The 26,346-nt window shown below is 42.4% G+C and carries 24 protein-coding genes and 4 pseudogenes; 14 read left to right on the top strand and 14 right to left on the bottom strand.

The annotated features are described in order from the left end of the window. Positions 1-25: 25 nt before the first annotated feature. Positions 26-1,888, top strand: a complete 1,863-nt coding sequence (locus tag AB8613_RS23795; RefSeq protein ID WP_372385186.1) for a hybrid sensor histidine kinase/response regulator — start codon at positions 26-28, stop codon at positions 1,886-1,888. Between the two features lie 49 nt (positions 1,889-1,937). Here AB8613_RS23795 and AB8613_RS23790 read toward each other — a convergent pair. Together AB8613_RS23790 and AB8613_RS23785 are read right to left on the bottom strand one after the other, a co-directional pair. After that, positions 1,938-2,123 (bottom strand): annotated as a pseudogene (locus AB8613_RS23790) (helix-turn-helix domain-containing protein); the annotation flags it as partial. Position 2,124: 1 nt separating this feature from the next. Further along, positions 2,125-2,535 (bottom strand): response regulator transcription factor, encoded by a 411-nt coding sequence (locus tag AB8613_RS23785; RefSeq protein ID WP_372385825.1) that lies wholly within the window; start codon positions 2,533-2,535, stop codon positions 2,125-2,127. Between the two features lie 292 nt (positions 2,536-2,827). On the opposite strand from AB8613_RS23785, the gene AB8613_RS23780 reads away from it, so the two are divergent. After that, positions 2,828-3,484, top strand: a complete 657-nt coding sequence (locus tag AB8613_RS23780; protein WP_372385185.1) for an EAL domain-containing protein — start codon at positions 2,828-2,830, stop codon at positions 3,482-3,484. Between the two features lie 4 nt (positions 3,485-3,488). Here the strand turns inward: AB8613_RS23780 and AB8613_RS23775 are convergent. After that, a pseudogene (locus AB8613_RS23775) lies at positions 3,489-4,334 on the bottom strand (IS256 family transposase); the annotation flags it as partial. Between the two features lie 127 nt (positions 4,335-4,461). On the opposite strand from AB8613_RS23775, the pseudogene AB8613_RS23770 reads away from it, so the two are divergent. The 4 genes and pseudogenes from AB8613_RS23770 to AB8613_RS23755 form a co-directional block, all read left to right on the top strand. Then, positions 4,462-4,563, top strand: a pseudogene (locus AB8613_RS23770) (KilA-N domain-containing protein); the annotation flags it as partial. Positions 4,564-4,572: 9 nt separating this feature from the next. Further along, positions 4,573-4,980 carry a hypothetical protein gene (locus AB8613_RS23765; RefSeq protein ID WP_372385184.1) on the top strand — a complete coding sequence of 136 codons (408 nt, stop codon included), beginning with the start codon at positions 4,573-4,575 and terminating at the stop codon, positions 4,978-4,980. A 262-nt stretch (positions 4,981-5,242) separates the two neighbouring features. After that, positions 5,243-5,383 (top strand): annotated as a pseudogene (locus tag AB8613_RS23760) (L-threonine 3-dehydrogenase); the annotation flags it as partial. A gap of 176 nt (positions 5,384-5,559) precedes the next feature. After that, a complete protein-coding gene (locus tag AB8613_RS23755) occupies positions 5,560-6,420 on the top strand; it encodes a hypothetical protein (protein WP_372385183.1) in 861 nt (286 codons plus the stop codon). An 80-nt stretch (positions 6,421-6,500) separates the two neighbouring features. Here the strand turns inward: AB8613_RS23755 and AB8613_RS23750 are convergent, their stop codons facing one another. From AB8613_RS23750 to AB8613_RS23740, 3 genes are all read right to left on the bottom strand, one after another. Next, the gene (locus AB8613_RS23750; RefSeq protein WP_239846724.1) at positions 6,501-7,724 is read right to left on the bottom strand and encodes a DUF819 domain-containing protein; all 1,224 of its coding nucleotides are present in this window, start codon (positions 7,722-7,724) and stop codon (positions 6,501-6,503) included. A gap of 529 nt (positions 7,725-8,253) precedes the next feature. Beyond that, complete coding sequence (locus AB8613_RS23745) at positions 8,254-10,179, bottom strand: monovalent cation:proton antiporter-2 (CPA2) family protein (protein WP_372385182.1); 1,926 nt, start codon at positions 10,177-10,179, stop codon at positions 8,254-8,256. Beyond that, positions 10,179-10,796, bottom strand: a complete 618-nt coding sequence (locus AB8613_RS23740; RefSeq protein WP_372385181.1) for an NAD(P)H-dependent oxidoreductase — start codon at positions 10,794-10,796, stop codon at positions 10,179-10,181. Before AB8613_RS23740 ends, AB8613_RS23745 begins: the two co-directional genes overlap by 1 nt. 303 nt (positions 10,797-11,099) lie before the next feature. On the opposite strand from AB8613_RS23740, the gene AB8613_RS23735 reads away from it, so the two are divergent. Then, positions 11,100-12,176, top strand: a complete 1,077-nt coding sequence (locus AB8613_RS23735) for a low specificity L-threonine aldolase (RefSeq protein ID WP_285954675.1) — start codon at positions 11,100-11,102, stop codon at positions 12,174-12,176. Positions 12,177-12,271: 95 nt separating this feature from the next. Here the strand turns inward: AB8613_RS23735 and AB8613_RS23730 are convergent, their stop codons facing one another. Continuing rightward, entirely contained in the window at positions 12,272-12,397 is a 126-nt protein-coding gene (locus AB8613_RS23730; RefSeq protein WP_017060906.1) for a hypothetical protein, read from the bottom strand. Between the two features lie 234 nt (positions 12,398-12,631). Between AB8613_RS23730 and AB8613_RS23725 the strand changes: the two genes are divergently transcribed. After that, a complete protein-coding gene (locus AB8613_RS23725) occupies positions 12,632-13,066 on the top strand; it encodes a YccF domain-containing protein (protein ID WP_032544929.1) in 435 nt (144 codons plus the stop codon). Between the two features lie 115 nt (positions 13,067-13,181). Here the strand turns inward: AB8613_RS23725 and AB8613_RS23720 are convergent, their stop codons facing one another. The 3 genes from AB8613_RS23720 to AB8613_RS23710 form a co-directional block, all read right to left on the bottom strand. Beyond that, positions 13,182-14,105, bottom strand: coding sequence for a hypothetical protein (locus tag AB8613_RS23720; protein WP_372385180.1), 924 nt, complete (start codon positions 14,103-14,105; stop codon positions 13,182-13,184). Between the two features lie 235 nt (positions 14,106-14,340). Beyond that, positions 14,341-15,489: an L-threonine dehydrogenase gene (gene yiaY / locus AB8613_RS23715; protein WP_146490110.1), complete on the bottom strand. Its 1,149-nt coding sequence runs from the start codon at positions 15,487-15,489 to the stop codon at positions 14,341-14,343. 260 nt (positions 15,490-15,749) lie between these two features. Beyond that, positions 15,750-15,902 carry a hypothetical protein gene (locus tag AB8613_RS23710; protein WP_372385179.1) on the bottom strand — a complete coding sequence of 51 codons (153 nt, stop codon included), beginning with the start codon at positions 15,900-15,902 and terminating at the stop codon, positions 15,750-15,752. Between the two features lie 213 nt (positions 15,903-16,115). Here AB8613_RS23710 and yjjG point away from each other — a divergent pair, with 213 nt between their 5' ends. Beyond that, entirely contained in the window at positions 16,116-16,790 is a 675-nt protein-coding gene (yjjG, locus tag AB8613_RS23705; RefSeq protein ID WP_327784403.1) for a pyrimidine 5'-nucleotidase, read from the top strand. A 187-nt stretch (positions 16,791-16,977) separates the two neighbouring features. Further along, a complete protein-coding gene (gene yddG / locus AB8613_RS23700) occupies positions 16,978-17,910 on the top strand; it encodes an aromatic amino acid DMT transporter YddG (protein ID WP_146490112.1) in 933 nt (310 codons plus the stop codon). Between the two features lie 49 nt (positions 17,911-17,959). Here yddG and AB8613_RS23695 read toward each other — a convergent pair whose 3' ends face one another. Beyond that, positions 17,960-18,856, bottom strand: a complete 897-nt coding sequence (locus AB8613_RS23695; RefSeq protein ID WP_017629660.1) for a cation diffusion facilitator family transporter — start codon at positions 18,854-18,856, stop codon at positions 17,960-17,962. 364 nt (positions 18,857-19,220) lie between these two features. On the opposite strand from AB8613_RS23695, the gene AB8613_RS23690 reads away from it, so the two are divergent. Beyond that, positions 19,221-19,571, top strand: coding sequence for a hypothetical protein (locus AB8613_RS23690; RefSeq protein ID WP_327784401.1), 351 nt, complete (start codon positions 19,221-19,223; stop codon positions 19,569-19,571). 34 nt (positions 19,572-19,605) lie between these two features. Here the strand turns inward: AB8613_RS23690 and AB8613_RS23685 are convergent, their stop codons facing one another. Beyond that, a complete protein-coding gene (locus tag AB8613_RS23685) occupies positions 19,606-20,484 on the bottom strand; it encodes a LysR family transcriptional regulator (RefSeq protein ID WP_146490114.1) in 879 nt (292 codons plus the stop codon). A gap of 161 nt (positions 20,485-20,645) precedes the next feature. On the opposite strand from AB8613_RS23685, the gene AB8613_RS23680 reads away from it, so the two are divergent. From AB8613_RS23680 to AB8613_RS23670, 3 genes are all read left to right on the top strand, one after another. Then, entirely contained in the window at positions 20,646-21,245 is a 600-nt protein-coding gene (locus tag AB8613_RS23680; protein WP_060981529.1) for a class I SAM-dependent methyltransferase, read from the top strand. A gap of 273 nt (positions 21,246-21,518) precedes the next feature. Further along, positions 21,519-23,075 (top strand): YjjI family glycine radical enzyme, encoded by a 1,557-nt coding sequence (locus AB8613_RS23675; RefSeq protein ID WP_372385178.1) that lies wholly within the window; start codon positions 21,519-21,521, stop codon positions 23,073-23,075. A 56-nt stretch (positions 23,076-23,131) separates the two neighbouring features. After that, positions 23,132-24,046 (top strand): YjjW family glycine radical enzyme activase, encoded by a 915-nt coding sequence (locus AB8613_RS23670; protein ID WP_372385177.1) that lies wholly within the window; start codon positions 23,132-23,134, stop codon positions 24,044-24,046. Between the two features lie 40 nt (positions 24,047-24,086). Here the strand turns inward: AB8613_RS23670 and AB8613_RS23665 are convergent, their stop codons facing one another. Next, entirely contained in the window at positions 24,087-25,007 is a 921-nt protein-coding gene (locus AB8613_RS23665) for a LysR family transcriptional regulator (protein WP_285954634.1), read from the bottom strand. 75 nt (positions 25,008-25,082) lie between these two features. Beyond that, complete coding sequence (locus AB8613_RS23660) at positions 25,083-26,345, bottom strand: hydroxymethylglutaryl-CoA reductase (RefSeq protein ID WP_146490118.1); 1,263 nt, start codon at positions 26,343-26,345, stop codon at positions 25,083-25,085. Position 26,346: the final 1 nt, after the last annotated feature.

Here is a 26,346-nt window from a genome sequence, read left to right as displayed (position 1 = left end):
CAGTTTATATTTGAAAGGCTATGAATTGCATAAGAAAATTTCAAACTTTAATGTTGGAAAAAGTGAAATCAAAAAATTAATTATCGAAATTGATTCTTATAGTGAAGAGGCGAGAAAGGTCTTTTTTAAAGTAAACTTAGCTTTGAGTTCACAATATGAGCACGGCATGGTTTTATTGCTCCCTGTTTACCGTGATTTGGATAATATTGAGAAAGGTATTAATGAGCTTAATAAGTTGCAAAAAAATAGGATAATGCAAACGAGTCAAAGTTACAAAGAAGAACTAGATTATGTTTTAAAAAAAGATGAAATCGAACATAGAATCGTCAGTACAATCACCATATTACGTTATAATGTTCAGTACCTTATTGATAAGAACGTTGAGTTTTGGAACTTTTATACGATATTATTAGTTGTAGTTTGTTTGATTTCGTTATTGTTTGTGTTTTTTACTATCTTTGTGGTTAATAAGCTATACATACGTCCAATTCATGAGTTATATGATGACCTTAAAAAAAACAACTACGATATTATACCTAATACGAAAAATAAAGAAGTATTATATTTGTATGAGAAAGTAATGAATTTTAATACTGAAATAATGAATTCTAAAGATAAAGTGTTTGAAGAATCAAAGCAACGTTACACTTTGATGTCTACATTTGCACATGAAGCACGAACATTACTTGGAGTTTTGACCGGTAATATAGAGATTGTTAAAGATTTAGATAATAAAAATGAACTTAAAATAGTAAGTCGTACGTCGAAAGATCTTACAGCTCTTGTTAATAAATTTTTATTGTTTTCAAAATTTAAAGAAGCACAAGATGAAAATGATTTAAAAGATATCGATATATATACGCTGTTAAGAGAAAAATGTGAATCATATGAATACCTCGCTAAATCAAAAAATGAGCCATTAGTGCTTTGTGCGTATGGTACTATCCCAAGATATATCACATCAGATGAAATTAAATTGAGAAACATAATCGACAATTTGATGTCTAATGCATTTAAGTATTCTGATGGACGTGGTGTCTTAGTTGTTCTTTCAACTAACGAAGATAAAGTGTCAATTTCTATACGTGATTATGGACGCGGTATAGCACGTGAAAAATTAGAAAAGATTTTACATCCATATGAACAAATTAATAAGTTTGAAGATATAGGGTCAGGATTAGGGCTTTCTATTGTTCATGAGTTAGTCAAGCAACTCGATTACAGGTTGCACATAGATAGTGAAAAAGGAAAAGGATCGATATTTAAAGTATCATTGGATCAACAGTTAGGGTCACAATGGATGGCCCCTAGATATTCGTTGGAGATTGATACCAAGATTACTAGCTTAACTCCTATATGGTTAGATGTTTTTCATGCTGATGAAAAACAAGATTTCAAATTTGTTGATTTACCAAATACTTTTGGTACCTCGGGTTTTTGTGACCTTTTCTTTTCTAAATATGAATTAACGCCATGCAAAGGGATAAGCGTGGAAAAGAAAATTAAAGATTTTTCAAAATTGACAATACTCGTAGCTGAAGACTTTATATTAAATCAAAAATTGATAACAAAAACCTTTGAACGATTTGGTATTCACCCTGATTTTGCCAACGATGGAATTGAAGCCGAAAATATGGTTTTAGGATTTGATTATGACGTGATTTTTATGGATATAAAAATGCCAAGAAAAGATGGAATACAAGCCGCCAGAAGTATACGCAATAGCAAAGGTGGTACTGTTAGTATTTATGCTCTAACCGCGGCGTATGATTTTGAAGATCAATCTTCAGAGAATAAAGAGTTGTTTGATGGCTTTTTAGGTAAGCCAATAGATAAAGATAAACTGATTGAGGTTTTGAATAGTACGTATTTGTCTAAATATAATTAGCAACATTATTTTTATTTTCAAAGTGTTTTTGTTAGGAATAAAATTAATTTTATTTCAATATTGAAAATTTATATCCTTTACCTCGAACCGATTCTATTTTAATTTTGTCATTTGTGATTTTTTTTAGTTTGCTTCTTGTCCTCGAAATCATAATATCTAATCCGCGTCCAACCCCATCATAAGGGAAGCCATTAACAATCATTGATAGCTCATCTCGCGAGCATAATTTATTTTGATTATGAAAAAAAGTAAATTAATTTACTTTCACTAGTACTAAGTTGATATTCTCGGTTCTTCCATATGAATTGATGTGTGAATACATCGATAATTTCTGAAAAGCCGTCTGAGGTCTCGTCAGTTTTATCAAGGTCGGATTTACTGATAACTTTAGTTAGACGTGCTAACAAAATAGGTAAACCTCTATCTTTATGGACTAAGTCGTCACCTCCCTTACTTAGCGCCTCAAGCTCTGTGCTATTTTTAGTATCTGAAGTGTAGAAGATTATAGGGCCCTGATAAATAGTTCTAATATCATCAACAGTGTTAATTGAACTCCCAGACGGCAGATTAATATCCAGTATGATTGCATCTAAGGGGTAGGAGCTGATCGCATTTAACGCTCCTCCTAAATCAGTCGCTTTGTAGATAACGAACCCTTTTTTTCAAAAAAGGTAGTCATTAGCCGTACTGTAAACAAGTCATCTTCGACTAACAGTATTCTTTTCATCCTCAGTCCACTTAGTACCTCGTTTTCGACACTTCTTATAATAGTTCATTAGGTTGAAATTGATAGGACTTTATATTAAAAATAGTTTTTTTATATGGTTTTTATAATATAGATCAAAAAAGTAAATCGCTTAAAAATCAGCGCGAAACAAATGCGAAACAAATCGTATTCGGGTTTTGGCTACCATGCTTGTAATATGATCGGGGGAAGATATGTTCAAATTGGAAGTCATCTATGATGTAAACTTAGAACCGTTTGGTTACGAAATACTTAGTAAAAATCCTCCAACCAATCCTTGGGAAAATTGGACGCTGTCCGAGCTAAATAAAAATACTATACAACAACTGAATTACATTTTAAATCACGACCATGACTCCAATGTATTTGTTAACATTGAACGGCAACAGTTTTTTGATTCGTCATTTTTATCTAGAATCGAACCAATAATCAAAAATTTGCTTCGTAAACGGATACATTTAACTTTTGAAGTGACAGAGAGAGGGGGGAATGAAAATGATTGGTTACTGCTGTCTGAGCTAAAACAACGATATAAATTTAAGTTAGCGGCTGATGACGTGATGAATATTAATGATTTTAGAAAAAATGAAATTGAACATGGTATTTATGATTTCGTAAAAATGGAACCTTTTTTCTTACAATCGTATAGTAAAGATAGCGATGAAGTTTGTGAAAGAACGGGCGAATGGATGAAAGAACTATTAAAACGTTTCAATTTGGAATTTATTGCTGAAAGAATAGAAACAGAAAAAGATTTATGCGACGCGAGAGATTATCCGTTTTCATCTTTTCAAGGATATTACTTTAACCGTACTGTCTATAGGTTTGGCCAACGAAGATTATCCCGATGAGCCGTCTCCACGAGCGGCTGATTTTAGGGTGTTTTTCATTCCATTTGTCACCAAAGTGCTCTAGCGCAAGTAACGCTTCATCTTCGGTCGTTGCTTGATAGATTTTCTTTAGGTCTGCGCTAATGGTCTTGTAATCTTTCTACGGAACGTGTTTTATTGAGTTTTTGGGTAAACGGCATTGATTGCATCAGGAAAGTCCTTGAGGCCATCGACACATGCGATGAGGATGTCACTCACGCCTCATTTTTGAGCTCTGTAAGAACGCTTAACCAGAACTTGGTCCCTTAGTTTCGTACATCCACATCCCCAAAAGTTCTTTCTGGCCTTGTATATTGACGCCTAGAGCAAGGTAAATGGCTTTGTTGGTGACTTGCTTATTTCTGCGCACGTTCACATCAATGCATTCCAGGTAAACGATGGGAAAACCGTATCAATAGTGTGAACTGGCCTCTCAATAAATTGTTCTAAAACAGTATCAGTGACTTGGAGATTAGACTCGCGGAGATATCAACATCGTACATTTCTTTGAAGGTTGCGATGATTTCACGGGTAGCCATTTCTTTCGCCTATAGACTTAAGATCTTGTCGTCCATCGGTTGAAGTCGAGTTTGATGCTTACGAACGAGCTTAGGTTCAAAGGGTGCGTCGCGGTCACGAGGGTTTCTAATTGAATCTCACCATCGTCAGTAATCAGGCGCTTAGATGAGTAGCTATTCCGACTATTACTGTCGTTAATTGGAGAGTGTTTTTCGTAACCAAGGTGCTCATCAAGCTCAGCATTAAGTGCAGTTTCAACGGTCACCTTGGTTAACATTTTCCTAAAGTCATCAAGATCTGAAGGTGTCTTAATCGACTTAGCAGGCTAACCTTGTTCAGCTCACCACCCGAAGATTAGTCCCTTTGTGTGGTGATTTAAAGATCATCCCCAAGGAGGTCATCATGCCTAATCTAACAATTCTTACTTTGCTGTAAATACTAAACGTGGCGGTTGCAATTCTGGGACTTGGGTATGCAAAGAACTTGTTTATTCTTATGCAATGTGGATTAGCCCAAAGTTCCATCTAAATGTCATTCGTGCGTTCGACAGTATGCCCACTACTCCAGCAATTCCAACTCCAACCGTTCCGCAAGGCCTATCCTTAAACGACTTAATATTTGAATTGGCCAAGGCAAAAAACGTAACAACGCAGATTGTACATGTGCACTATAATTCTGTATTCAATACTATCGCTTGGTCACAAAAGCATGGCTTTGAACATGCATTGGCAAAAAGAGTACTTAAACAAGACTTAACAAATGAATTGCGTAGTCAACCCCCAGAACTGCAATTACTTAAGCAACAAGCGAGAGAACACGGCCTAGCGTTTGTGGATGAAAGTGAATACCAAAGCTTTCAAGGCCGAATGCAAATGCAGCAAAAGCAAATCGAGAAGTTGGTAGATGATGTAATGGCGTTAAGTCGAAATCATAGTTCGCTAACAAGACATATTTTGTGATCAGTATTACTAATATTTAATAACTTAATGGGGGAGTGATGAATAACTTGAAATCTACTATAAATAGACTGGATGAAATTTGTCATGCTTCCTTTCAATCTCCTGAGAAGCTACAAGAACATTTAGAACTGATAGCTAAAAGTAAAGGCGGAAGAAAATTAGGCTTGTTGGCATTGTTTTTGTCTTAGAGAGAAAAATATGTCGCCATTATCAAATTTGATTGTTTGCAAGTTCATGTTTCTAAATAACTTATTTTCCATTGTATATAATGGCTTCACTAATCCAGTCAGGCCTAGATCTAACGCCAATCATTACTCACCACTACAAAGTGGACGACTTCCAGAAAGGCTTCGACATGATGCGTTCTGGTATGTCTGGTAAAGTAATCCTAGATTGGGAATAAGCAAATAGGAGAGACCCTTAGCTAGTTCTACAATGAAAATGCCCCAAAGAGATTTGGGGCATTTTTTGTTTTCTAGGAACCGATTAATTCTTGATGTCGCTGAATGGCTATTTTGAATACCTGCAATCTTTAAAATACGCGCAATACACTGCGTTTAATTTTTAAAGAGGGCTTCAATGGCTAGTAAACCACTTGCACTGATAATAACTGGAATATTATTAACGCCGAATTTTGCGACCGCTAATACCACTATCTCGGAAGGTAATAGCAACCAAGCAGCAGAAAAGGCAGCAAAGGAACTTGCAAACCCTAACACGGCTTACGCGAGCCTTAACTTAAAGCTCCAATACTCCGGTGGTTATGACGGGGGAGGAGACAGCTTCGCCACAGTGTTACAACCAACTCTTCCTTTCCCTATGGATAATGGCGACAAAGTCATCTTCCGTCCTGCTATTTCTTATGTTCAGAATGATTTCAATGTGAATACGCCGACAAGTTCCCAACATATGGATCAGTCAGGAGTGAGCGACATTTCTTTCGATCTAGTCTATGCGCCCAAAATGGAAGGTGGGACTATTGCTGCTTTTGGCCTGTTTGCTTCTTTACCAACGGGTAGCAGTGAGCTCACTGCAGACCAATTTGCTGTCGGCCCTGAGTTTATGTACGGCAAAGTGAGCGCTGAACGAGTTGTAGGTGTGTTCCCAAGCCACCTTTATGGCGTGTCTGGAAAAGGGGCGGATCACTCTGATACTCGTATCAACAAGACGTCTACGCAGCTATTTTGGGTGGAATTATTGGAAGGAGGGTGGACGGTAGGGTCAGCGCCGACACTGTCCTACGATTGGAATAAAGATCAGGCTGAGATTCCGTTGAATATTAGCGTGAGTAAAACAACCGTTTTGAATGGTCGTCCTTGGAAGTTTGGCATTGAAGCTAATTACTATATCGAGAAAGATGAAAATACGCGTCCAGACTTTATGTTGAGCTTCAACATTAGCCCGGTAGTGGAAAATAAACTGGCGTCTTTGTTTGATTAATTTAAGTGTGAAAGAGTAGAAATGAAAAAGGCAAAACGATCATCGTTCTGCCTTTGTGTTATTCGGTTAGTGAGCTTCGATTAACCCGCCGCAGCCTGCATGATAAGGCCACAAATGTAAGCGCCGTATGTGCCTAGAGCGTAACCCAATACCGCCATCAGGATACCTACTGGTGCCAATGCTGGGTGGAATGCCGCCGCTACGATAGGAGCCGATGCCGCGCCACCTACGTTAGCTTGGCTACCGACTGCCATGAAGAACAGTGGAGCACGGATTAGCTTCGCCATCGCAATCATAAGTAGAGCGTGGATAGTTAGCCATGTGATACCAATGAAGAAGTAACCAGGGTTGTCCAAGATTGCGGTAATATCCATCTGCATACCGATAGTCGCAACTAAGATGTAGATGAACGCAGAACCTACTTTAGACGCGCCACTGTGCTCAAGGCTGCGTGTCGACTTAAAGCATGAAGCGATAAGAGCGAACGTCGTTACCATAACGATTAACCAGAAGAAGCCAGATGTCAGGCTGTATTTCGCAAGTTCCGGAGCGTTGGTCGAGATCCAAGGTGCGATAAGGTCACTGAACAAGTGAGCTAGACCAGTCAAACCAAAGGCAATCGCAGTGATCTTCATTAGATCAGTTGTCGTCGTTGGGCGAGCGTTCTCTTCTTGGTATTTAGATACCGTCTCTTTTAGCTCTTCGATTGATGAAGTGTCTGCTTTAAGCCAAGCATCAATCTTCTTCTGACGACCCGCCATGATAAGCAACACAGCCATCCAAATGTTTGCACAGATAACGTCTACCGTAATCATCGCAGAGAACAGTTGGTCATCAACCTCGAACACTTCTTTCATTGCCGCTTGGTTAGCACCGCCACCGATCCAAGAACCGGCAACAGTCGTTAGGCCACGCCATACGTCGCCCGAAACAAGATCAGGGTTAACTTGATCGATAATCAGAATCGCTAATGGGCCACCAATGATGATGCCGGCAGTACCCGTTAAGAACATGATCACGGCTTTAGAGCCAAGACCAAAGATTTTACGAAGGTCAGCTGAGATGATCAGAAGAACTAATGCACTTGGCAGTAGGTAGCGACTTGCTACGAAGTATAGCTTGGAGTTTGACGCATCAATGATGCCGAAGCTGTTCAACAATGAAGGAACAAAGTAACAGAGCAATAGACCCGGAACGAACGAGTAGAATTTTTTCAGTGCGCTATTTTGGCTACTTTCCGTGATAAAAACACCGCCAAGAATAACAGCTAACATGCCCATTATTACAGCATCATTAGTAATCATTATTATATCTCCTTTAAGGTGAGCGCAAAGGTCTCACTTTTTGAATTGCAGGACTATACCGATAACTTCCACTCGTTACAAATTGTAACGATAGACATACTTTGAAACGTTTGTGTTAACTCAAATGGCTTATATTTGTGAATGCTGTGCGTAATTTATTGGTTTTGTGAATGATTTCGTTGGGATGAGACAGGCTAATTTTGATATATGCAATGTTATTCAAACCCCTGAAACTGGTCATTTCGATTTTAGCGGGTAAGTGAGTCGCTAAAATGAGTGCATATATAACCCTTCTTAAGGTATGGTTTATGCAATGAGGTAATGTTTCATAATTGTAAAAACTGAATTCATTTTTGACGGGTAGCTTGAGATTGAAAATTATAACTGGATCACATAAATCTCGTGGTTCATCTGATTTAGGTCTAGTGATTTGGCTTCATTGGTCGCGCTGTTTGTGTCTAGACAATGAAAAAGCGGCTCGAGAGCCGCTTTTTGAATGGTAACTTAGAGTGTTTATTAGAATTTTCGCTTAGCTTTCTTCTTCCTCAAAGCCGTCGGCATAGCCTTTCGGTGGCGGTGTCCAACCACGTTCCGAGCGAGAGTGCTTATCTGAGCGGTCTTTTTTCATATCTTCTTTCATCGCTTCTTCTAGATGAATAAAGATTTGTCGGTAATTGTTGTCGTAGCGTGGGTTTTCTTCCGCTTCAGACCAAGCTTGGTAGAGCTTTTCAGACTTACGGCTTTCAACACGTTGATACGTCGATTTTTGCTGCTCGACGAAGAATGGGTGGTGCCCTAAAGAGCGCAAGGCTTCTGCGCCCATTTCCAGCGCCGAGTGATACGTTTCTGATTCCACAAAATCTGCACCTACTTCTCGTAAGCGATAACTATGACCACGGTCGAATGCGCGGGCTAAGATTTTCACTTTAGGGTAGGTGTGTTTAACGTACTTCACTAATTCAACGCTTGAGTCTTGGTTATCGATCGCTACTACTAGCATTGCGGCTTCTTCGATTCCGGCGGTATGCAATAAGTCGTGACGAGTCGCATCACCAAAGTAAGATTTGATATTGATGGAGCGTAATAAATCTACTTGGTTGGCTTGGTGATCCAGAACCACAGTATTGACATCATTCGACACCAATAAGCGGTTAACAATCTGGCCGAATCGGCCAATGCCCGCAATGATAACGGTGCCTTTCTCTTCAATTGTATCTTCTTCGCGGTCGTTAGATTTTTGTTCGTAACGTGGCAGAATCACTTTATCAAATAGAATGAACAGCCCTGGTGTTAGGAACATTGAAAGTGCCACAACCAGCGACAATGTTTGGACGATGTCAGCAGGTAATACGTGGTTTTGAGCTGAGAAGCTTAGTAGTACAAAACCAAACTCACCGGCTTGCGCCAAGCTCAATGTAAACAGCCAACGGTCACTGTTTTTGATTTTGAAGATCAACGCCAACGTAAATAGTACTAAGGCTTTAAGAAGCATAACGCCAAGGGTGAGGCCAATGATCAAACCAAAGTCGTTGAATAGAACATCAAAGTTGATGCCAGCACCTACGGTAATGAAGAACAAGCCAAGAAGCAGCCCTTTAAACGGGTCGATATTAGACTCAAGTTCGTGGCGGAATTCACTGTTGGCCAATACCACACCAGCAAGGAAAGTACCTAAAGCCGGTGATAGGCCGACTAGGCTCATTAATGCAGCAATACCAATCACCAACATTAGTGCGGTTGCAGTAAAGATTTCACGCAGGCCTGAGCTTGCCACAAAGCGGAACAGTGGACGACTCAAAAAGTGCCCGCCGACAACAACTATCGCGATAGATGCCGTGATCACAAGGCCATAAGCCCAACCCGGCAGGCCAGCAACAAGACTTAACTCTTCATGGTGATCAGAAGCAGAAGCGACCGCGCTTTGTGCAGCTTCAATTAATTCTGGTAATGCTAATAGAGGGATAAATGCCAACATAGGGATGACGGCAATATCTTGGAACAGTAAAACTGAGAAAGCGTTCTTGCCGCCTTCTGTCTTAGATAGCCCTTTTTCATTAAAGGTTTGGAGAACAATCGCAGTTGATGACAGCGCGAAGATCAAACCGATAGTCAGCGCGATCGTCCAAGGTTGCCCGAAGAAGAGGGCAATACCCATTACAATTGCGGTGGTGCCACCAACTTGCAGACCACCCAGGCCCATAAGGCGATTTCTCATTGCCCAAAGCATTTTAGGCTCAAGTTCAAGACCGACTAAGAACAGCATCATGACCACACCGAACTCGGCAAAGTGTTGAATGGTTGTGGTCTCTTCACCCACGAGGCCAATGATCGGACCAATCACAACACCAGCAATGAGATAACCTAATACAGAGCCAAGGCCAAGCCTTTTGGCAATAGGTACGGCAATGACTGCTGCGACTAAGTAGATAAATGCTTGTAGAAAATATCCCGTCATTATTTAACCTCTGCCATTAGTTCTTCTACGTAGTGGTTTAGCTTTTCTGCTTTGCTGGCTTTCTTGATATTGATCCTGCCGGCAACCAAGGCCTCTAACAGTACTTTATAGTTATCGACATGCTCTTGGATGCGATTCTCTTCCAAAGCGGTACGCGAGCCAAATAGCGCAAAGGGCGCGAGATAGGTCATCCCACACAAAGAAGCGGTTTGTTCGATCGGATGAAGCAGTTCTCGAATGGTGAAATGATTGTAACCGTCACTTTGGTAAGCATCTTTCTTGCCTCCTGCCGTGATACTACATAACAAGTTTTTGCCCTGTAGTTCATTGCCATCGGTACCGTAGGCGAAGCCATATTCAAGAACAAGATCTTGCCATTCTTTAAGAATTGCCGGTGTTGAGTACCAATACAAAGGGAACTGAAAAATGATGATGTCATGCTCTAACAGGCGTTTCTGTTCTCGGTCGATGTTGATTTTGAAGGTCGGATATTCTGCATAGAGATCGACACAGGTTACCCCATCAATGTGCTTGGCTTGCTCAAATAAGGGCTTGTTAGCTTCAGAGCGATGCTGAGAAGGGTGGGCGAATAGCACCAAGACTCGATTTTTCGACATATAGCCCTCTTTGTCCATTAACGAATAATATTTATTGGAATTATAGATATACAATAATAGAAGAATGGTTGAACAACAACGAATTAGCCCATACTTATCTAGTTAGATGCGTGTGTTTTTAGGTGCTTAATTATATAAAACATCCGTCCACTTGAGTATTTCCGGCATACGCAGCCGATGACTAAGTAAAACTAATTATTCGCTAATAATAAAAGCGAATAGGTGCACTTTATGTCACCGTTGAAGGCTAACGTAAATAATTCAATCACCCTACATAGAACGACAATGAATAAAGGAAAAGGTATGAGCACGGACTTGCGTCAACAATGTAATTTGCTGCTTTCTGGCCACTTCGATCCAACACCAGCCCAAACCTTCGCGCAAATGGCTGAATGGTGCGAAACACATGATGTGGCGCACGACACCTATGGTGATGGCGATTTTATTGAGAGTTTTGAAAACAAAGTGGCTGATTTGCTCGGCTATGAGGCCGCCGTGTTTGTGATTACTGGCACAATGAATCAACCGACAGCGTTAGAGATTGCTTGCCAAGAAAAAAGAAACCCAGTAGTGGCGATGCACGAATCCAGCCATATTATGCGCCATGAACGCCAAGGGTATCAGCTCCAAAATCGCTTCAACGTGCTTCCAGTCGGCAACGTTTTTCGCACTTGGACTGTTGATGACCTGAAGGCGTGGCCAGATGAAATCGCGGCGGCGCTGTATGAGTTGCCCATGCGAGAAATTGGCGGTCAATTACCTGAGTGGGAAGAGCTTGAAGCGATCAAGCAGTACTGCAAAGAACAATCGATCCACCTTCATATGGATGGTGCGCGTTTGTGGGAGTGTGGCGCGTATTATCAAAAGTCATACAGTGAGATTTCTAAGGGTTTCGGTAGTGCTTACGTTTCACTGTATAAAGGTCTCAATGGTCTTGGCGGTTCGTTGCTGCTAGGCGATAAAGCCTTTGTAGCGAAAGCATCTGCGTGGATGAAGCGTCAAGGTGGCAATGTTTATCATCGAACGCCTTATGTGGTTTCAGCTGCAATGCAGTTTGATGAGCGATTAGAACTGATGCCTGCTTTATACGAACGCACCAAACAGGTTTATCAAATCCTACAAGATTACCCTCAGTTCAAAGTGAACCCGCAGCAACCCCAAGTAAACATGCTTCACCTCTATTTACCCGTGAGTTTTGAGGATGGCATTATCCTGCGCGACAATATAGCTAAGAAGCATAAGATTTGGATAGGAAATCCAGCGATTAGCGAATTGCCAAACCAATGTAAAATTGAGTGGTATGTAGGGGATAACTTATTAAATCTGCCTGATCATGAGTTGATCGACATTCTTGATTTGATTAACGAAGAGCTGATTTGATTACAGAAGAGCTGACTGCGGAAGAAATGATCTAGTGGAAATGGATACAGACCGTTGGTCCGGTATCCATTTATGCAGCTAGGATGACGGTTCTGTTACATATACTGGTTGATGTAGACGTCGACTAGGAACATGAATACTGGAACTGTGCTTAGAAGTCCGAAGAAGACGATAGGCACCCAATTCTTCATTTTCTTTTTAGGTTGCTCTGTATTGTTCATAGATTCGGCCTTAAATTCGTTGTTGAGTCGGTGCTTAGGTGATAACTGAATGGTATCAAATAAATTCAAATTGCCCTATGCGGATTTGGCGTTTCGTGGCGTGTATCAATCACATAAAATGTAAGTGATTCATAAACGGTTCATAAAGGTTCAACAATAATGAACCTATTACAACAATCAATGCCTTACTCGGCATATTAAATAAACAGCATTCAAAGATTTGGAGAATACAGAATGAAAACAATAGGAAACATCATTTGGTTTCTGTTCGGTGGCGTATTTATGGGGCTAGCTTGGTGGTTCTTCGGACTGCTCGCATTCCTAACCATCGTTGGTATTCCATGGGGCAGAGCATGTTTTGTTATGGGTAACTTCTCATTCTTCCCATTTGGTCAGGAAGCAATTTCTCGTGATGAGCTGACCAATGAAATGGACATTGGCACGAGTCCGCTAGGTGTGATTGGTAACATTATTTGGTTCTTGTTTGCGGGTATCTGGCTGGCTATTGGTCACATCATGTCAGCTGTGGCTTGTTTCATTACCATCATCGGTATTCCGTTCGCGATTCAACACCTTAAACTAGCGGTTATCTCGTTGGCGCCAATCGGTAAGACGGTTGTCGATAAACGTGAAGCAGAAGCGGCACGAGTGAGAAATTATAAAGGTTAAGGCTTCAATTTGAGCTTTATAGAATTGAAAAGCACATCGCATGATGTGCTTTTTTTGTGCTTCTGTTTTTATCTCTCGATGCTCATATCACAAACAATAACTAAACGTGCTTGAGCTAGACATTGTTAAACAGGACTTCAAGCCGAAGGGTGATGTTCGCTTCTTCGGTATGTTTCTCATTGGGCTCTCGTTCCCATTGATAACGAGGAGTGAGTTCGTAGAACAGCCACTCTTTCCATACATTTTGTCGGTAGGTAATCGAAACTTGAGCGTATTCGTAATGATTATAAGGCTCATCTGTTGCATTAATCGTGGCGCTATATTGCAGCGCCTGGTCTTGAGAAAGGTAGTGATACAAGGTTAATCCCGTACCATAGTTCCAACCTTTAAGATCGTCGTTGTACCCCGCAAAGCTTGACCATCGAGCCAAGAAATCATCACTTAAGGAAAGATCAAAATCGATGTCAGTGATTTCGCCCGTCTCTTGTTTTTCTTGATATAGACGTTGGGTTAGCCGGAATACTGCATCTGTGGTGAGAGGGTAGGTAAAACGGTAGCGAGCTTCAATGCGTGGTTTTAGTGTCGCCTTAATATTGAAGCTGCTATAACCCTTGGCATAGGCGTCGTAACGCAGGCCTAACGCACTTTCCAATTCATCTGAATCATTTGGAAAAAAATCCAAGAATTCTTCATCGCTGACAGACTCGTAGATTAGCTTAAGCCTTTTACTGACAAAGGGTAAATGCAAGCGTGCATTGAGTTTGGTGGAATAATCAAGGTCACCACCTTCAGAATAGATGAAATCATTGTACCAACGCACCGAGGTCCCAGCTCTAGCATCTTCCGTAATACGGTCATCAACAAAGAAGCTATCGAACCAGATTGCGGGCTGACAAAACCTGCTGTTTAGGAAGTGATAGGCTTTCTCGACACGTGTGTCTTCCAGCGGCTGGCTGTGACACTCGTCCTTTTCCTCCGCGAGGGCAGAGTGGGTAGCGAGTGATGCCAATAATGAAGTGCTAACTATCCAACGACTCAATGGAACCTATATGTCATTTTATATATCAATAGGTTGACTATAACCAAGCAATTTAAACAATGCGAACTTTTCATCACGAGATGTCGCCGTTAAATCTTGTGAGGCCAAATAGGAAAGGTTGTATTAGTTAGTAGGGTCTGGTTGACCTAAATTAGCAGGGAAGGTTTAGTTTAGGATGAGAAAACGGGCTCTTAAAGAGCCCGTTGTACGTTTCGTTTTTGTATATATTTCTAGATTACATTGCCGCTTCGAAAATCGCAGAAATTTCTTCGTGAGTCGCTTGTTTAGGGTTTGTGAAACCACAAGCGTCTTTCAGTGCGTTGTCAGACAGAGTTGGGATGTCTTCGAGCTTAGCACCAAGTTGCGCGATACCCGTTGGGATGTTCACGTCGTTTGCAAGTTGAACAATCGCATTGATAGCCGCTTCTGCACCTTGCTCTGCTGTCATGCCTTCCACATTCACGCCCATTGCTTTTGCAACATCACGAAGACGCTCAGGACAAACTTGCGCATTGTAGCGTTGAACGTGTGGTAGCAAGATAGCGTTACATACACCGTGTGGAAGGTCGTAGAAACCACCCAGTTGGTGCGCCATTGCATGAACGTAACCCAGTGACGCGTTGTTGAACGCCATGCCAGCCATGAATTGTGCGTAAGCCATTTGCTCACGCGCTTCAATGTCTTCGCCGTGTGACACTGCAGTTCTTAGGTGCGCTTGTACAAGTTCAATCGCTTTAATCGCTACAGCGTCTGTGATTGGTGTTGCTGCGATAGAAACGTAAGCCTCGATTGCGTGGGTTAGCGCATCCATACCGGTTGCAGCAGTTAGTGACGCAGGCTTAGCAAGCATCAACTCAGGATCGTTTACTGAGATAAGCGGTGTTGTGTGCTTGTCAACGATCGCCATTTTAATGTGACGTTCCTCATCAGTGATGATGCAGAAGCGTGTCATTTCTGATGCTGTACCAGCCGTAGTGTTGATAGCGATAAGAGGCATCATTGGCTTTTCAGATTGGTCTACGCCTTCGTAGTCTGCAATCTTGCCGCCGTTAGAAGCAACCAGAGCAATGCCTTTTGCACAGTCGTGTGGAGAACCGCCACCTAGAGAAACAACGAAATCACAATCGTTGTCAGTCAGCAATTCTAGACCATCGTTCACGTTCGTGATGGTTGGGTTTGGTTGAGTGCCATCGAATACAACTGCGTCTACGCCTCGCTGGCTAAGAAGGTCTTGTACCTGCTTAACTACACCAATTTGATTCAAGATCTTATCAGTTACGATCAGACCTTTTTTAAAGCCTTGAGACTGAATACTATCAGCAGCATCCTTCAGACAGCCAGTACCCATGAAGTTGATTGTAGGGATGTAAAATGCAGTAGACATTGGAAAACTCCGTTAATTATGATTTTTAATTTCCTACATGTTGTCGGCATTCAAGTGGTCGACCATTGATCTGGAACAACTTTGAATTCGAACTACCACTTTGTGGCTAGTCGTTGTGATAGGGCTCATATAGCAATCGTTTTCATGGTTTTTGGCTGTGTTGATTGTCAGTAATAGATCGCGATAAATCGACTAAATTAGAGACAGTATGGAGCTCTATAACAATGAAAAATAAGGTTTTTCATTGAAAACTCTTCTAGTTAGGCTGGTGTCGACGTTTTATCTGAGTCATCGCTGCATTCAATTTCAGGTTCTTGTGACTCTTCAGAATCAAGCGCGTCTTCTGACTCCTCGTCATAGTATTTGACAAGAAAAGGGGTAAGCATGACAGACGATGGTAAAAAGTGCTTCATAGTACCTCCCGGTACCTAAGTGTATTTATTGTATGGTATTGGTTTAATATGTGGCAAAATTTGCGATACATCATGACTTGTGGCTTGTTTTCTATAAATTATTAGAACTATATTCAGGCTCACAAAATTGGTAGTAGAATGAACATCTGGTCTTTGAGCCAATGAACAACTAAAGATAAACGCAGCTCAACAGCGTGATTAATAGGAAATAAAATGAAGTACGACTGGATATTCTTTGATGCAGATGAAACCTTGTTCCATTTTGATGCTTATCAGGGAATGAAGCTGATGTTTTCTCGTTTTGGTGTGGACTTCAACGAACAGGATTATTCCGTTTATCAAGAAGTTAACCTACCACTATGGGTAGACTATCAAGATGGTCGCATTACGGCTGATCAACTGAAACACACGCGCTTCGAAAGCTGGGCTGAGAAATTAGAGACAACAACCGCTGCTTTAAACAGTGCATTCTTAACAGCGATGGCGGATATCTGCTCTTTATTACCGGGTGCACAAGAGTTGATGGAGTCTTTAAAAGGCAAAGTAAACATGGGCATCATCACTAATGGTTTTACAGAGCTGCAGTCAATCCGTTTAGAGCGTACAGGAATGACGGATTACTTTGAGCACGTGATCATTTCTGAAGAGGTTGGGGTAGCCAAACCGGATGCACAAATTTTTGAATATGCCCATAAGCTGATCGGGTTACCATCTAAGCAACGAGTATTGATGGTCGGGGATAACCCACATTCCGATATTCTAGGCGGATTAGATTTTGGTATTGAAACCTGTTGGTTAAATAGTCAAGAAAAGGCAACGCCAGCCGGAATTAACCCTCATTATCAGGTTAAGTCTCTGGCTGACCTGCAAGCTCTTTTACTAGCATAATTGCTAATTGCTAATTGCTAATTGCTAATTGCTTTTAGATTTTTGAGTGAATTATTGATAGCCGAGTACAGTTATGTGCTCGGCTACTTATTTTTACTTACTGCAACTTATCGATAGTGGCGTTTAAGCCTACCTTTGCTTTAAGCTCGCTTTGATTACCCCATTACAATAAAAATAAGGAAGAGGCGTGCTGAAATCTCATCGCCATAGCTGCTACGGCATTGCTGCCATTTTACTTTGGAGCTGCTTAATCGCGCTGTCTCGTAGCGTATCAGAACAACTGGGCCCAATTGGTGGCGCCGCGAGTCTTTATACAGTGAGCTCACTGTTGTTGGTCTGTGTTATGGGGTTACCTAAGCTGTCGCGGTTTTCTAAGTCATACCTGTTGATTGGTGGTGCTCTTTTCGTTTGTTATGAGATCTTCTTAGCTCTGGCTTTAGGGATGGCAAACAACCGGCATCAAGCCTTGGAAATGGCCGTTATCAACTACTTATGGCCTGCATTGACGGTGTTGTTCGCGGTATTGCTCAGCGATAAAAAGATTAACTGGTTGGTTTACCCAAGTATTTTCTTAGCCTTCTTTGGTGTGGCTTGGAGTATCAGTGGCGATCAGGGGCTTTCTGTTGATCAAATCGCTGCCAATATTGCCACCAACCCTAAAACCTATTCAATGGCGTTTTTCGGCGCGATTATTTGGGCGGTCTACTGTAATTACACTCAGAAAGTGGCGAAAGGACAGAATGCGATCGTGCTGTTCTTTATCGCGACTGCAATCACCTTGTGGATCAAATACGCAGTGAGTAACGAAACCGGCATGGTGATGACAACCAGTGCTGCAATTGACTTAGTGTTAGCCGGTGTGTGTATGGGCGCAGGTTACGCACTTTGGAATACCGCGATACTTGGCGGCAATATGGTCTTCCTAGCGACCATGTCTTATTTCACGCCTATTTTTGCGACCTTACTGTCTTCTATGATTTTGGGTTTGTCACTGAGCATGACGTTTTGGCAAGGCGTTTGTATGGTGACGATTGGCTCTTTAGCTTGCTGGTGGGTAACCAGAGACAAAAAGCCGACGGTTACGGCGTCGGCTTCTAAAAAGGTTCAATCAGAGTCTTAGTTAACCAGAGGTTGATGGGTTAATTCTTGTTTTTTTTAACTCTCGATTCTTAACTCGCGATATTGAGATTCAATTGAAGCTCATAAGGCATCTTCGATAAGCGTCGCTTAAGTTGGCGGCGCGTACGTTCAATATCATCAACCGCAATTGCATCTTGGTCATTGGTATGAATATCAACGTTGATTCTTAGCTCAGGACCAACCTTAGTCACGCCCATTAGCTCTAAATCTTGATCCGCTTCTTTGTCTACCGCGACAACGTTTTTATCTACCGCATCACAAATGTCTTTGGTTGCCGACATCATCAGTAGTTCACGCATCGCTTCTCGTAACATGTCGAATGGCACTTTGATGAAGTAGAAAGACATCAGCAACATCATCATTGGGTCGGCATATACTGCGTATGATGCAAGAGGTGAGAATGTCATTGCCCACGCTACGACGAAACCAGCCGTTACCGCGACACTCAATAGTGTATCCATCTGCCACTGTTTAGATTCCGCTTGAATAAGACCTGAAGAGATACGTTTGCTCTTATTCGCGATGTACCACCAAGCATAACCACAGCCCAACACGTTGAAAATACCAAACAGAGTTGCGATAGAAGCATCGACCTCACGACCGCCTGTCATCAAGGCACCAATCGCAGAGTAAAGCGAATAACCAACCACAAGTAGAATCACCACGGCTTTAATCGCAATCACAATCGGTTCGATGATAGCTCGACCGAACGGAAACTCTCTATCTGAAGGGCGGTTAATGTATTTTGAAGCAGCTAGTGACAATAAAGTTAACAGTAAGCTGATAAGAGAATAGACACCGTCAAATACTATGACCAGAGAGCCAACGATAAGACCCAACACCAATCCGCCAATAGCGAAGCCTGATGCTAAAAGGGCTGAGAACAATAGTACTCGGTTTTCGTTTTGGCTTTTCCTGTCACACATAATATTTTCCAGATGTTTTTGATAACTTCATTGTTCTAATAATGAGCTAACTTTACAAACCTTATCTGATGACGTTTATATGTACTATTTGATTAGTTCATTTAAATCATTGTAATTCAGTTGGTTAGGTTGATTTTTAGGTGTCAATAAAGTTGACGATGACTGTTTTCTAAGGGATGTGTGCAACTGAGAATAGATGGTTTATGATTAATGAAATATATCAGTCATCAGTGTCGCACAGCTTTGTGAGCTCAATGTTTACATAAACTTAAGCATATCGATAAAGGGAACACTAGCATTCGAATACGTCGCGTAAATCGTTCAGTTGTAACTGTATGACATCTGGGCCAAGGAGTGGATAAATATGAAGTTTGATAACCTCAATGACAGCGAGTTATGGGCGATTGCTACGCCTATCATGGATAACTTGATGGAAGGTTCAACCAAGGTTGACCATGCTCAACACTGCCGAGATTTTACGCAGCGAATGAAGGATATCGTTACGCCAGAATATTTAGAAAAGGTGTGTCACCATTATCAGCACAGTAATGGTTTTTTTGCTGAACGGGAGCAAGTTGCGCTATTTAGACGCTCAGATTCCATCGCCTTTGTATGGAAACAAGCGTACACCATTGCAAAAGGCGAGTTTGTAGCCGAAATGGTGTTGGTTGAAGAAGACGGGCGTTACTTGGTTGATCACGTGATGGTTTTCTAGAGCAAGACTTAGGTATGGAGTAAAAGTCGTCCGTCTAGAAATCAAACAAGTAATCACTAAGCTGGTCGGCCAACCAATTCATTCCAGGGTGTTCTGCCATGCCCGCTGCAGTGAACATACAGTAGTCTTCTTGCGTTAAGCCGTAGGTGTGTTTGATCACGGCTAGCTCTTGTTCACGCAATAAATGGCGAATCAATGGCTCTGGCATTACACCCCACGCCTCTTCACGTAAAATTGTATCCAACATAAAGTCGAAGCTAGAGAAGCCGATGTAACGGCGAGAGAAGGGCTCAAGCTCAGGGTTGTCCTTTTCATTGAGATAAACCATGGTAGCTTGCATAGAATTTCTTAACACCTCATCAGAGACACGTCGCATCGCGCTCAGATCATGCCCTTTTTTGCACACAGACATCATTCGAATCTTACCAAGAGGGTTGTAGATAATTCTAGGGTCATCGACACGTTCATAATCTACACCAAATGCAAAATCGACTTGCTGAGTTTCGACCAGGTTGGCTAAGTCACCACTAGATGCGAGAACAAAATTGAATGAGGTAGAAGGGTACTTGTTATTTAAGGTGTGAGATAAGTCCTGCCACATTTCGTCAGGCAGGGAGTCGTCTCGTGCAATCCAAATTTCCGCGTTAAACTCCCCCGAAACATGTAAGCAGGTTTGCTTAATACGAGCAGCAGTCACCAATAGGCCTTCGCAATCCTTGTAAATCGCTTTGCCTGCTTCAGAAAGTTCAACGTGGTTTCCGCTACGTACAAACAACTCGACATCTAACTCTTTTTCCAAGGCTTTAATCGACATGCTGAGTTTGGTTCGGTTGCATTCTAACTGGCGCGCGGCTTCAGAAACTGATCCTAAATCAGCAACGGAACAAAAGGCTTGGACTTGAGAAAGGTTCATTTCATTTCCATATTAAGCGGGGGTTGGTGCATATTATCTGAATATTGTGCTGACTATCTTAGAAATAGTCCATCTTTGCATGATAACTCTATGACGAATTGACTAATTTGGTTTACTCTGTGGGGGTTCCGAACCTACAAGAAGTAAAGATGGAGGCCATGATGGCGAAACAATGGGACGAGTACGCCGTTGATTGGGATAAAGATCCCGCGACCGCAGTATTCGCACAGTCCGTATTTGACCAGTTAACACAGCTCGTTGATTTAAACGGAACCCGTGTCCTTGATTTTGGTTGTGGTACAGGACTACTCAGCCAGAAGATATCTCCTTTAGCAAAAGAGATCATTGCACTTGATATCTCCGAAGGGATGATTGAAGAGTTAGATAAGAAAGAGCTACCTAACGTTGAACCGGTTGTTGATATTTTATCGCGCGGACTTGCAGCGCAGCATCCAGCATTCAGAAACCAGTTTGATCTAGTGGTAGCCTCTTCGGTGTGTGGTTTTATCCCTAATCTACAAGACACAGTCAGTCTTATTTACACGCTGCTTGAGAATGACGGCACGTTTGTACACTGGGATTGGTACTTAGAAAACGATAGTGAAGACTATGGCGTAAGCCGACAGCGCTCAGAGAATGTATTGAGTGCAGCGGGCTTTGCAGTGGTTGAAGTCTCTACACCGTTCTCGATTGACACTCCACAAGGAGCGTTAAAGGTGTTGATGGGTGTTGGACGCAAGCAAGCGCTTCCTCACCTGTAATCGTTCGTAGCTTGAGTTAGCATTTAGAATACTCATTTAAAAGACTAAACCCACATTAACGACTTTAAGGTCAGTTATGTGGGTTTTGTCTTTTAGGCGGTATACTTTCCACTAATGCTAAATCTTTATTAACTCTTCTTGTCCTTTATTGTTTATCTTTCGTGTACATCCCATATATTTCCATTTTGGAAATATACCATTGCATACATTTCACTAGTGGAAATCTAATGGCCAGATATAGAATAAGCCCATAACAATATCAAGGGTTTAATCATGAGCCACCAATCTGCTTCTCCACAACTTTCAGAGCAACAACAACGCTTTAGCAATATCATTTCAGATGCCAACCTGTCACCAAAACAGAAGTCGAGCTATCTTGCCCTAGAAGCTGAAGCTAGCCTGCCGTATATGTCGGTAAGCAATGAAGTAGAGCAAGCCTTACAACAAGGTGTGCTGTGTGACATGTTCGAAGGCCATGCACCATTTAAGCCGCGCTATGTGCTTCCCGATTATTCTAAATACTTACATCAAGGCTCAAAGTATTTAGAGCTTAGCGCGGCAACTAATTTCGATGAAGCATTGAACATGCTCACCATCCTCTACCACCACGTGCCATCCGTAACATCAATTCCGGTTTATTTAGGTCAGTTGGATGATGTGTTGATGCCTTTCGTTGGCGAGTTAACGGAAGGTCAGCTTTATCAAAAGCTTAAGCTGTTCTGGATCATGCTGGACCGCACACTGCCAGATGCGTTTATGCATGTGAATATCGGGCCAACAGACAATGTTATCTGCCGTACTATTTTACGTGTCGATGCTGAACTTAAGCAGATTGCCCCTAACTTGACCTTTATGTATGACCCAGCCGTGACGCCTGATGATCTGCTTCGTCATGCGGCGAGCAACATCTGTGAATGCAGTAAGCCACACATTGCCAACTACCCAGCGCATGCTGCGGCTTATGGTGATAAACGATTTGGTATTGTGAGTTGCTACAACTCACTGCCTTTAGCTGGTGGTTCTAACACTTTAGTACGTATGAACCTTAAGCAGGTAGCATTGAAGTCTGAAGACAGTGCTGATTTTTTGCAGCAAGTGCTACCAAACTACAGCGCTATCATGGTTGAGCTTATGAATGCGCGTAGCCGATTCTTACATGAAGAATCTAACTTTTTTGAGGGTTTCTTAACCCAAGAAGGCTTGATTGAAGAAGACCGTTTTGCGCCAATGTTCGGCATCTACGGTATGGCTGAAGCCGTGAACATCTTGATGGAGAAAGAAGGCCAAGCAGGACGCTATGGTCACGATGAACAGGCTAATCAGCTTGGCTATCGTATCTCTGAAAAGCTGGCTGAGATCGTTGAAAGCTCTGAAGTGAAGTATGGGTTAGAAGGTAAAGCTCTGCTGCACGCTCAAGGCGGTATTAGCTTAGATGAAGATGTGACGCCGGGTGTTCGTATTCCTTATGGTACCGAACCGGATCCAGTATCTTACGTTCGTGCTACCGCTGGTCACCATAAGTTCTACACCTCGGGCATCAGTGACATTCTGACCATCGACGAAACAGTGAAATCTAACCCTGAAGCGATGTTCAACTTGTGTAAAGGTGCGATTCAAGCGGGTTACCGTGAGTTCACGGCTAACGTGGCATCAAACGATTTGGTTCGTGTGACGGGTTACATGATTAAGCTGTCTGACATTGCAAAATACGACGAGCAAGGCTCACGCACCAATACCACCTTCTTAGGTGCTGAAGCTGCGAAGAACACGGGCATACTAGAGCGTAAACCACGCGTGGTGAGCTTAGAGATGTCGCCGACATACGAATAGCTTTAACGTGCGTGCGTTATGTGTATGGTGCGTTTCGAATGCGAACAATGTGAATTATGAAAATTTCTGATCTAACAACTCAAATGGCTAGGGTTAAAAATAATAAGACAGAAAAACAAGCGAAGGTCAGCCGTGTGCTGACCTTTTCTTGTGTTGATGGCCCGGGAAACCGCTTAGTGCTGTTTCTTCAGGGCTGTAACTTTGACTGTATTACTTGCCACAACCCCCACACAATCAATCACTGTAACCATTGTGGTGACTGCGTTAGCGGCTGTCCTAGTGGCGCTTTGAGCAGTGTTGAAGGCAAAGTAAAATGGGATCCAGTTGCTTGCACCAATTGCGACCAATGCATCGATATCTGCGATCATAAATCGAGCCCGAAAATTACCACAATGACAGTCTCAGAGGTGCTTGAACTCGTTAGACATAATCAGTTTTTCTTAAGTGGCATTACTGTTTCTGGCGGTGAAGCGACCATGCAGTTGCCGTTTATCATCGAACTGTTTCAAGCGATTAAACGTGATCCGCGGCTAGCGTATCTCACGTGCTTTATTGATAGTAATGGCTCGCTGTCACTTCAAGGGTGGGGCAAGGTATTGCCTTATCTTGATGGCGCGATGATAGACCTAAAATCATGGCAATCGGAAACACATCAATGGTTAGTAGGCAGAGGTAATCATAGGGTGTTTGAGACCATCAAATACTTAGCTGATAAAGGGAGGTTACACGAGGTTAGGTTGCTGCATATACCGAACAAAAGCGACCTTGAGGACGAAATTGAACAGGTGGGGCGTTATTTAAAGGTGCTGCCAAGTGATGTTCGAATTCGACTCAATGCGTTTCAACATCACGGCGTGATTGGCGAAGCGCTAGATTGGCCGAAGTGTACAGAGCAACAAATGCAGAGCTTTTACGATAAGCTCTACGCCATAGTTCAAAGACCGATGCAAACCCCTGAGGTTTATACCTAATATCTTTAGATAATCAATTATGAAAAGACTTAGGTTTCTACTAAGAGCATTCAGTTTCCAAAAACAGGTCACACAACCATTTGATCGCCTGATCATTCATGTTTGGCTTGTTCCACACTAAGCTATAAGCCACTTTACCGTAATCAAAGGGAAGTGGCTTGCTCACTAAACCGTGCGCTTGTTTTGCATGTTCGGCCCACTGTTTAGAGCAGGTGAATAGGAAAGGGGTGTGATGACACAACACTGCCGCTGCGCCGAAATCCGCTACTGATATTGCCATCTCTCTTGGCTTATGGCATTGAACCAAGTTTTGCTCAAAATAAGGCTGAGACAGTTCGTTATCTAGAATTCCAATGTGCTTGTAATCTAAGTAGCCTTCAATCGTCAGCTCTTGCTGAGCAAGAGGGTGGTGTGCACCCATTAAACAAACCATCTCATCTGGAAGAATCGTCTCCCAAACCAGCTCTTTATTATCGGTCGGCGGTTGAGATATATCATGGGGTAATAAGATCAAGTTGACCTTGCCGCTGAGCAAAGCATCGAAGCCGAGCTGTTGCTTTGAATAGATGTTGAGTTTGGCTTTTGGCGCGAGTTTAGTGGTGATTTTGCTTATCTTAGACGCGAACACCTCGAAGGTACTTTCACGCATCGAAAGTGAAAAGCTGCCTTGATACTCATCAGGAGCAAAACTCTTCTGATGAAGCAATCCATTCATACTAGAAAGAATTGCGTGAACCGTTGGAGCGACTTGCAGTGCAAAGGGCGTTGGGATGAGCTTAGTACCATCTCGATAGAACAGCTCATCGTTAAGGATCTCACGAAGTTGAGACAGAGTCTTACTCACACTTGAAGGACTGACACAGAGCTGCTCAGAGGTTTGAGTCACGCTATGAGTGTTCAGCATAATATGCAGCGCAGTGAGGTGCTTAAGGCTCACCCTCGATAAGTGTAAGTAATCCATTTATGACTCACGTATTGAGATTGGCTTGTGATTTTGCATGAACGACAAAACCGAACAAGCCAAATTGTATAAAGGTTATTTACGAGCTAGCTTATGGTGCGCTCGTGAAAAGTGGCCTGCGCAAAATGCGCCTACGATTGATAGCTCACCCGCCAAACACAGTGCAGCACAAACTTCAGCGAGAGCTTGTGATTTACCGTTGCCATGCAGGCCAAGTAAATCTAAACAGGCTTTTTGACTTGGTAAGCCGGTACCACCGCCGACAGTCCCTACCATTAAGTTAGGCAGTGTCACGCTAGCGTATAAACCGCCTTCTTTGTTGAGTTCCATACGCGTCATACCAATCGCTGACTCAGCGACACAGGCCGCGTCTTGGCCGCAAGCGATATAAAGTGCCGCCAGCGCATTCGCATAATGAGCATTGATACCGATAGTACCACTCAAAGCGCCACCGACTGTGGTCATTTGACCAAATTGGACCATCTTCTCTGGCGTCGTATGTAGGTATTTCGCGACAAGCTCTGCAGGAATATTCACTTCTGCCGTTACCTTTTTACCACGAACGCTGCGTAAGGTTTGGGTATTGGCTTTCTTATCGCCTGACAAGTTGCCATCAAGGAACGCATGGTCGGGCTTCACTGGAGTATTTTCTATGATGTACTCAAATACAGCATTGGTAGCAATGGTCACCATGTTCTGACCAGAAGCGTCTCCGGTTAGAAATTCAAACACCAAGTAAACGTGGTTACCTTCGATGTTGATGTTGATGTCGGTAAGTTTGCCGTGCGAAGTTGTCGATTCTGCCAAGATCTTGAACTGGTCATACTGGGTAACTGCCCAAGCCACAAACTGTCCGGCTTCAACTAAGCCTTGGAATGCAAACCCAGGAGTGCGTGTTACCCCTTCATTGAGCAACATTGCACTTGCACCACCACATGCGGTGATCAGTTTTGAGCCGCGGTTATAAGATGCGACAAGCGCTGCTTCGGTGGTTGCAAGTGGTACGAGGTAATCACCCGTAGCAAACAGGCCATTAACTCTTAGTGGGCCGGATACACCAACAGGGACTTTAACCGTGCCAATAAAGTGCTCAATGTTTTTCTCATAAGCTTGGATCTGGCTTTGTGTATGAGGGTCGAGCAGTTCTTGCTGTGAATCTGCATTATCGAGAGCTGTCCAACGACGTGTGAGATTCTTTTCTGTCAGGTAGGGGCTAGGTGTCAGCTTATTTGCTGGCTTTTCAAAATGAGGCTGAAGCTTTTTTTCTAATTCGTCTGCGGAGATGTCGCCTCCTAAAATAGAAACATAGTCACGGCGATGCAGATTTAGTTTTGGCATA

This window comes from Vibrio sp. BS-M-Sm-2 (assembly GCF_041504345.1).
Classification (GTDB): Bacteria; Pseudomonadota; Gammaproteobacteria; order Enterobacterales; family Vibrionaceae; genus Vibrio; species Vibrio satsumensis.
Note: the sequence above shows the minus strand (reverse complement) of the source record. Positions and strands in the feature narration are given on the sequence as shown.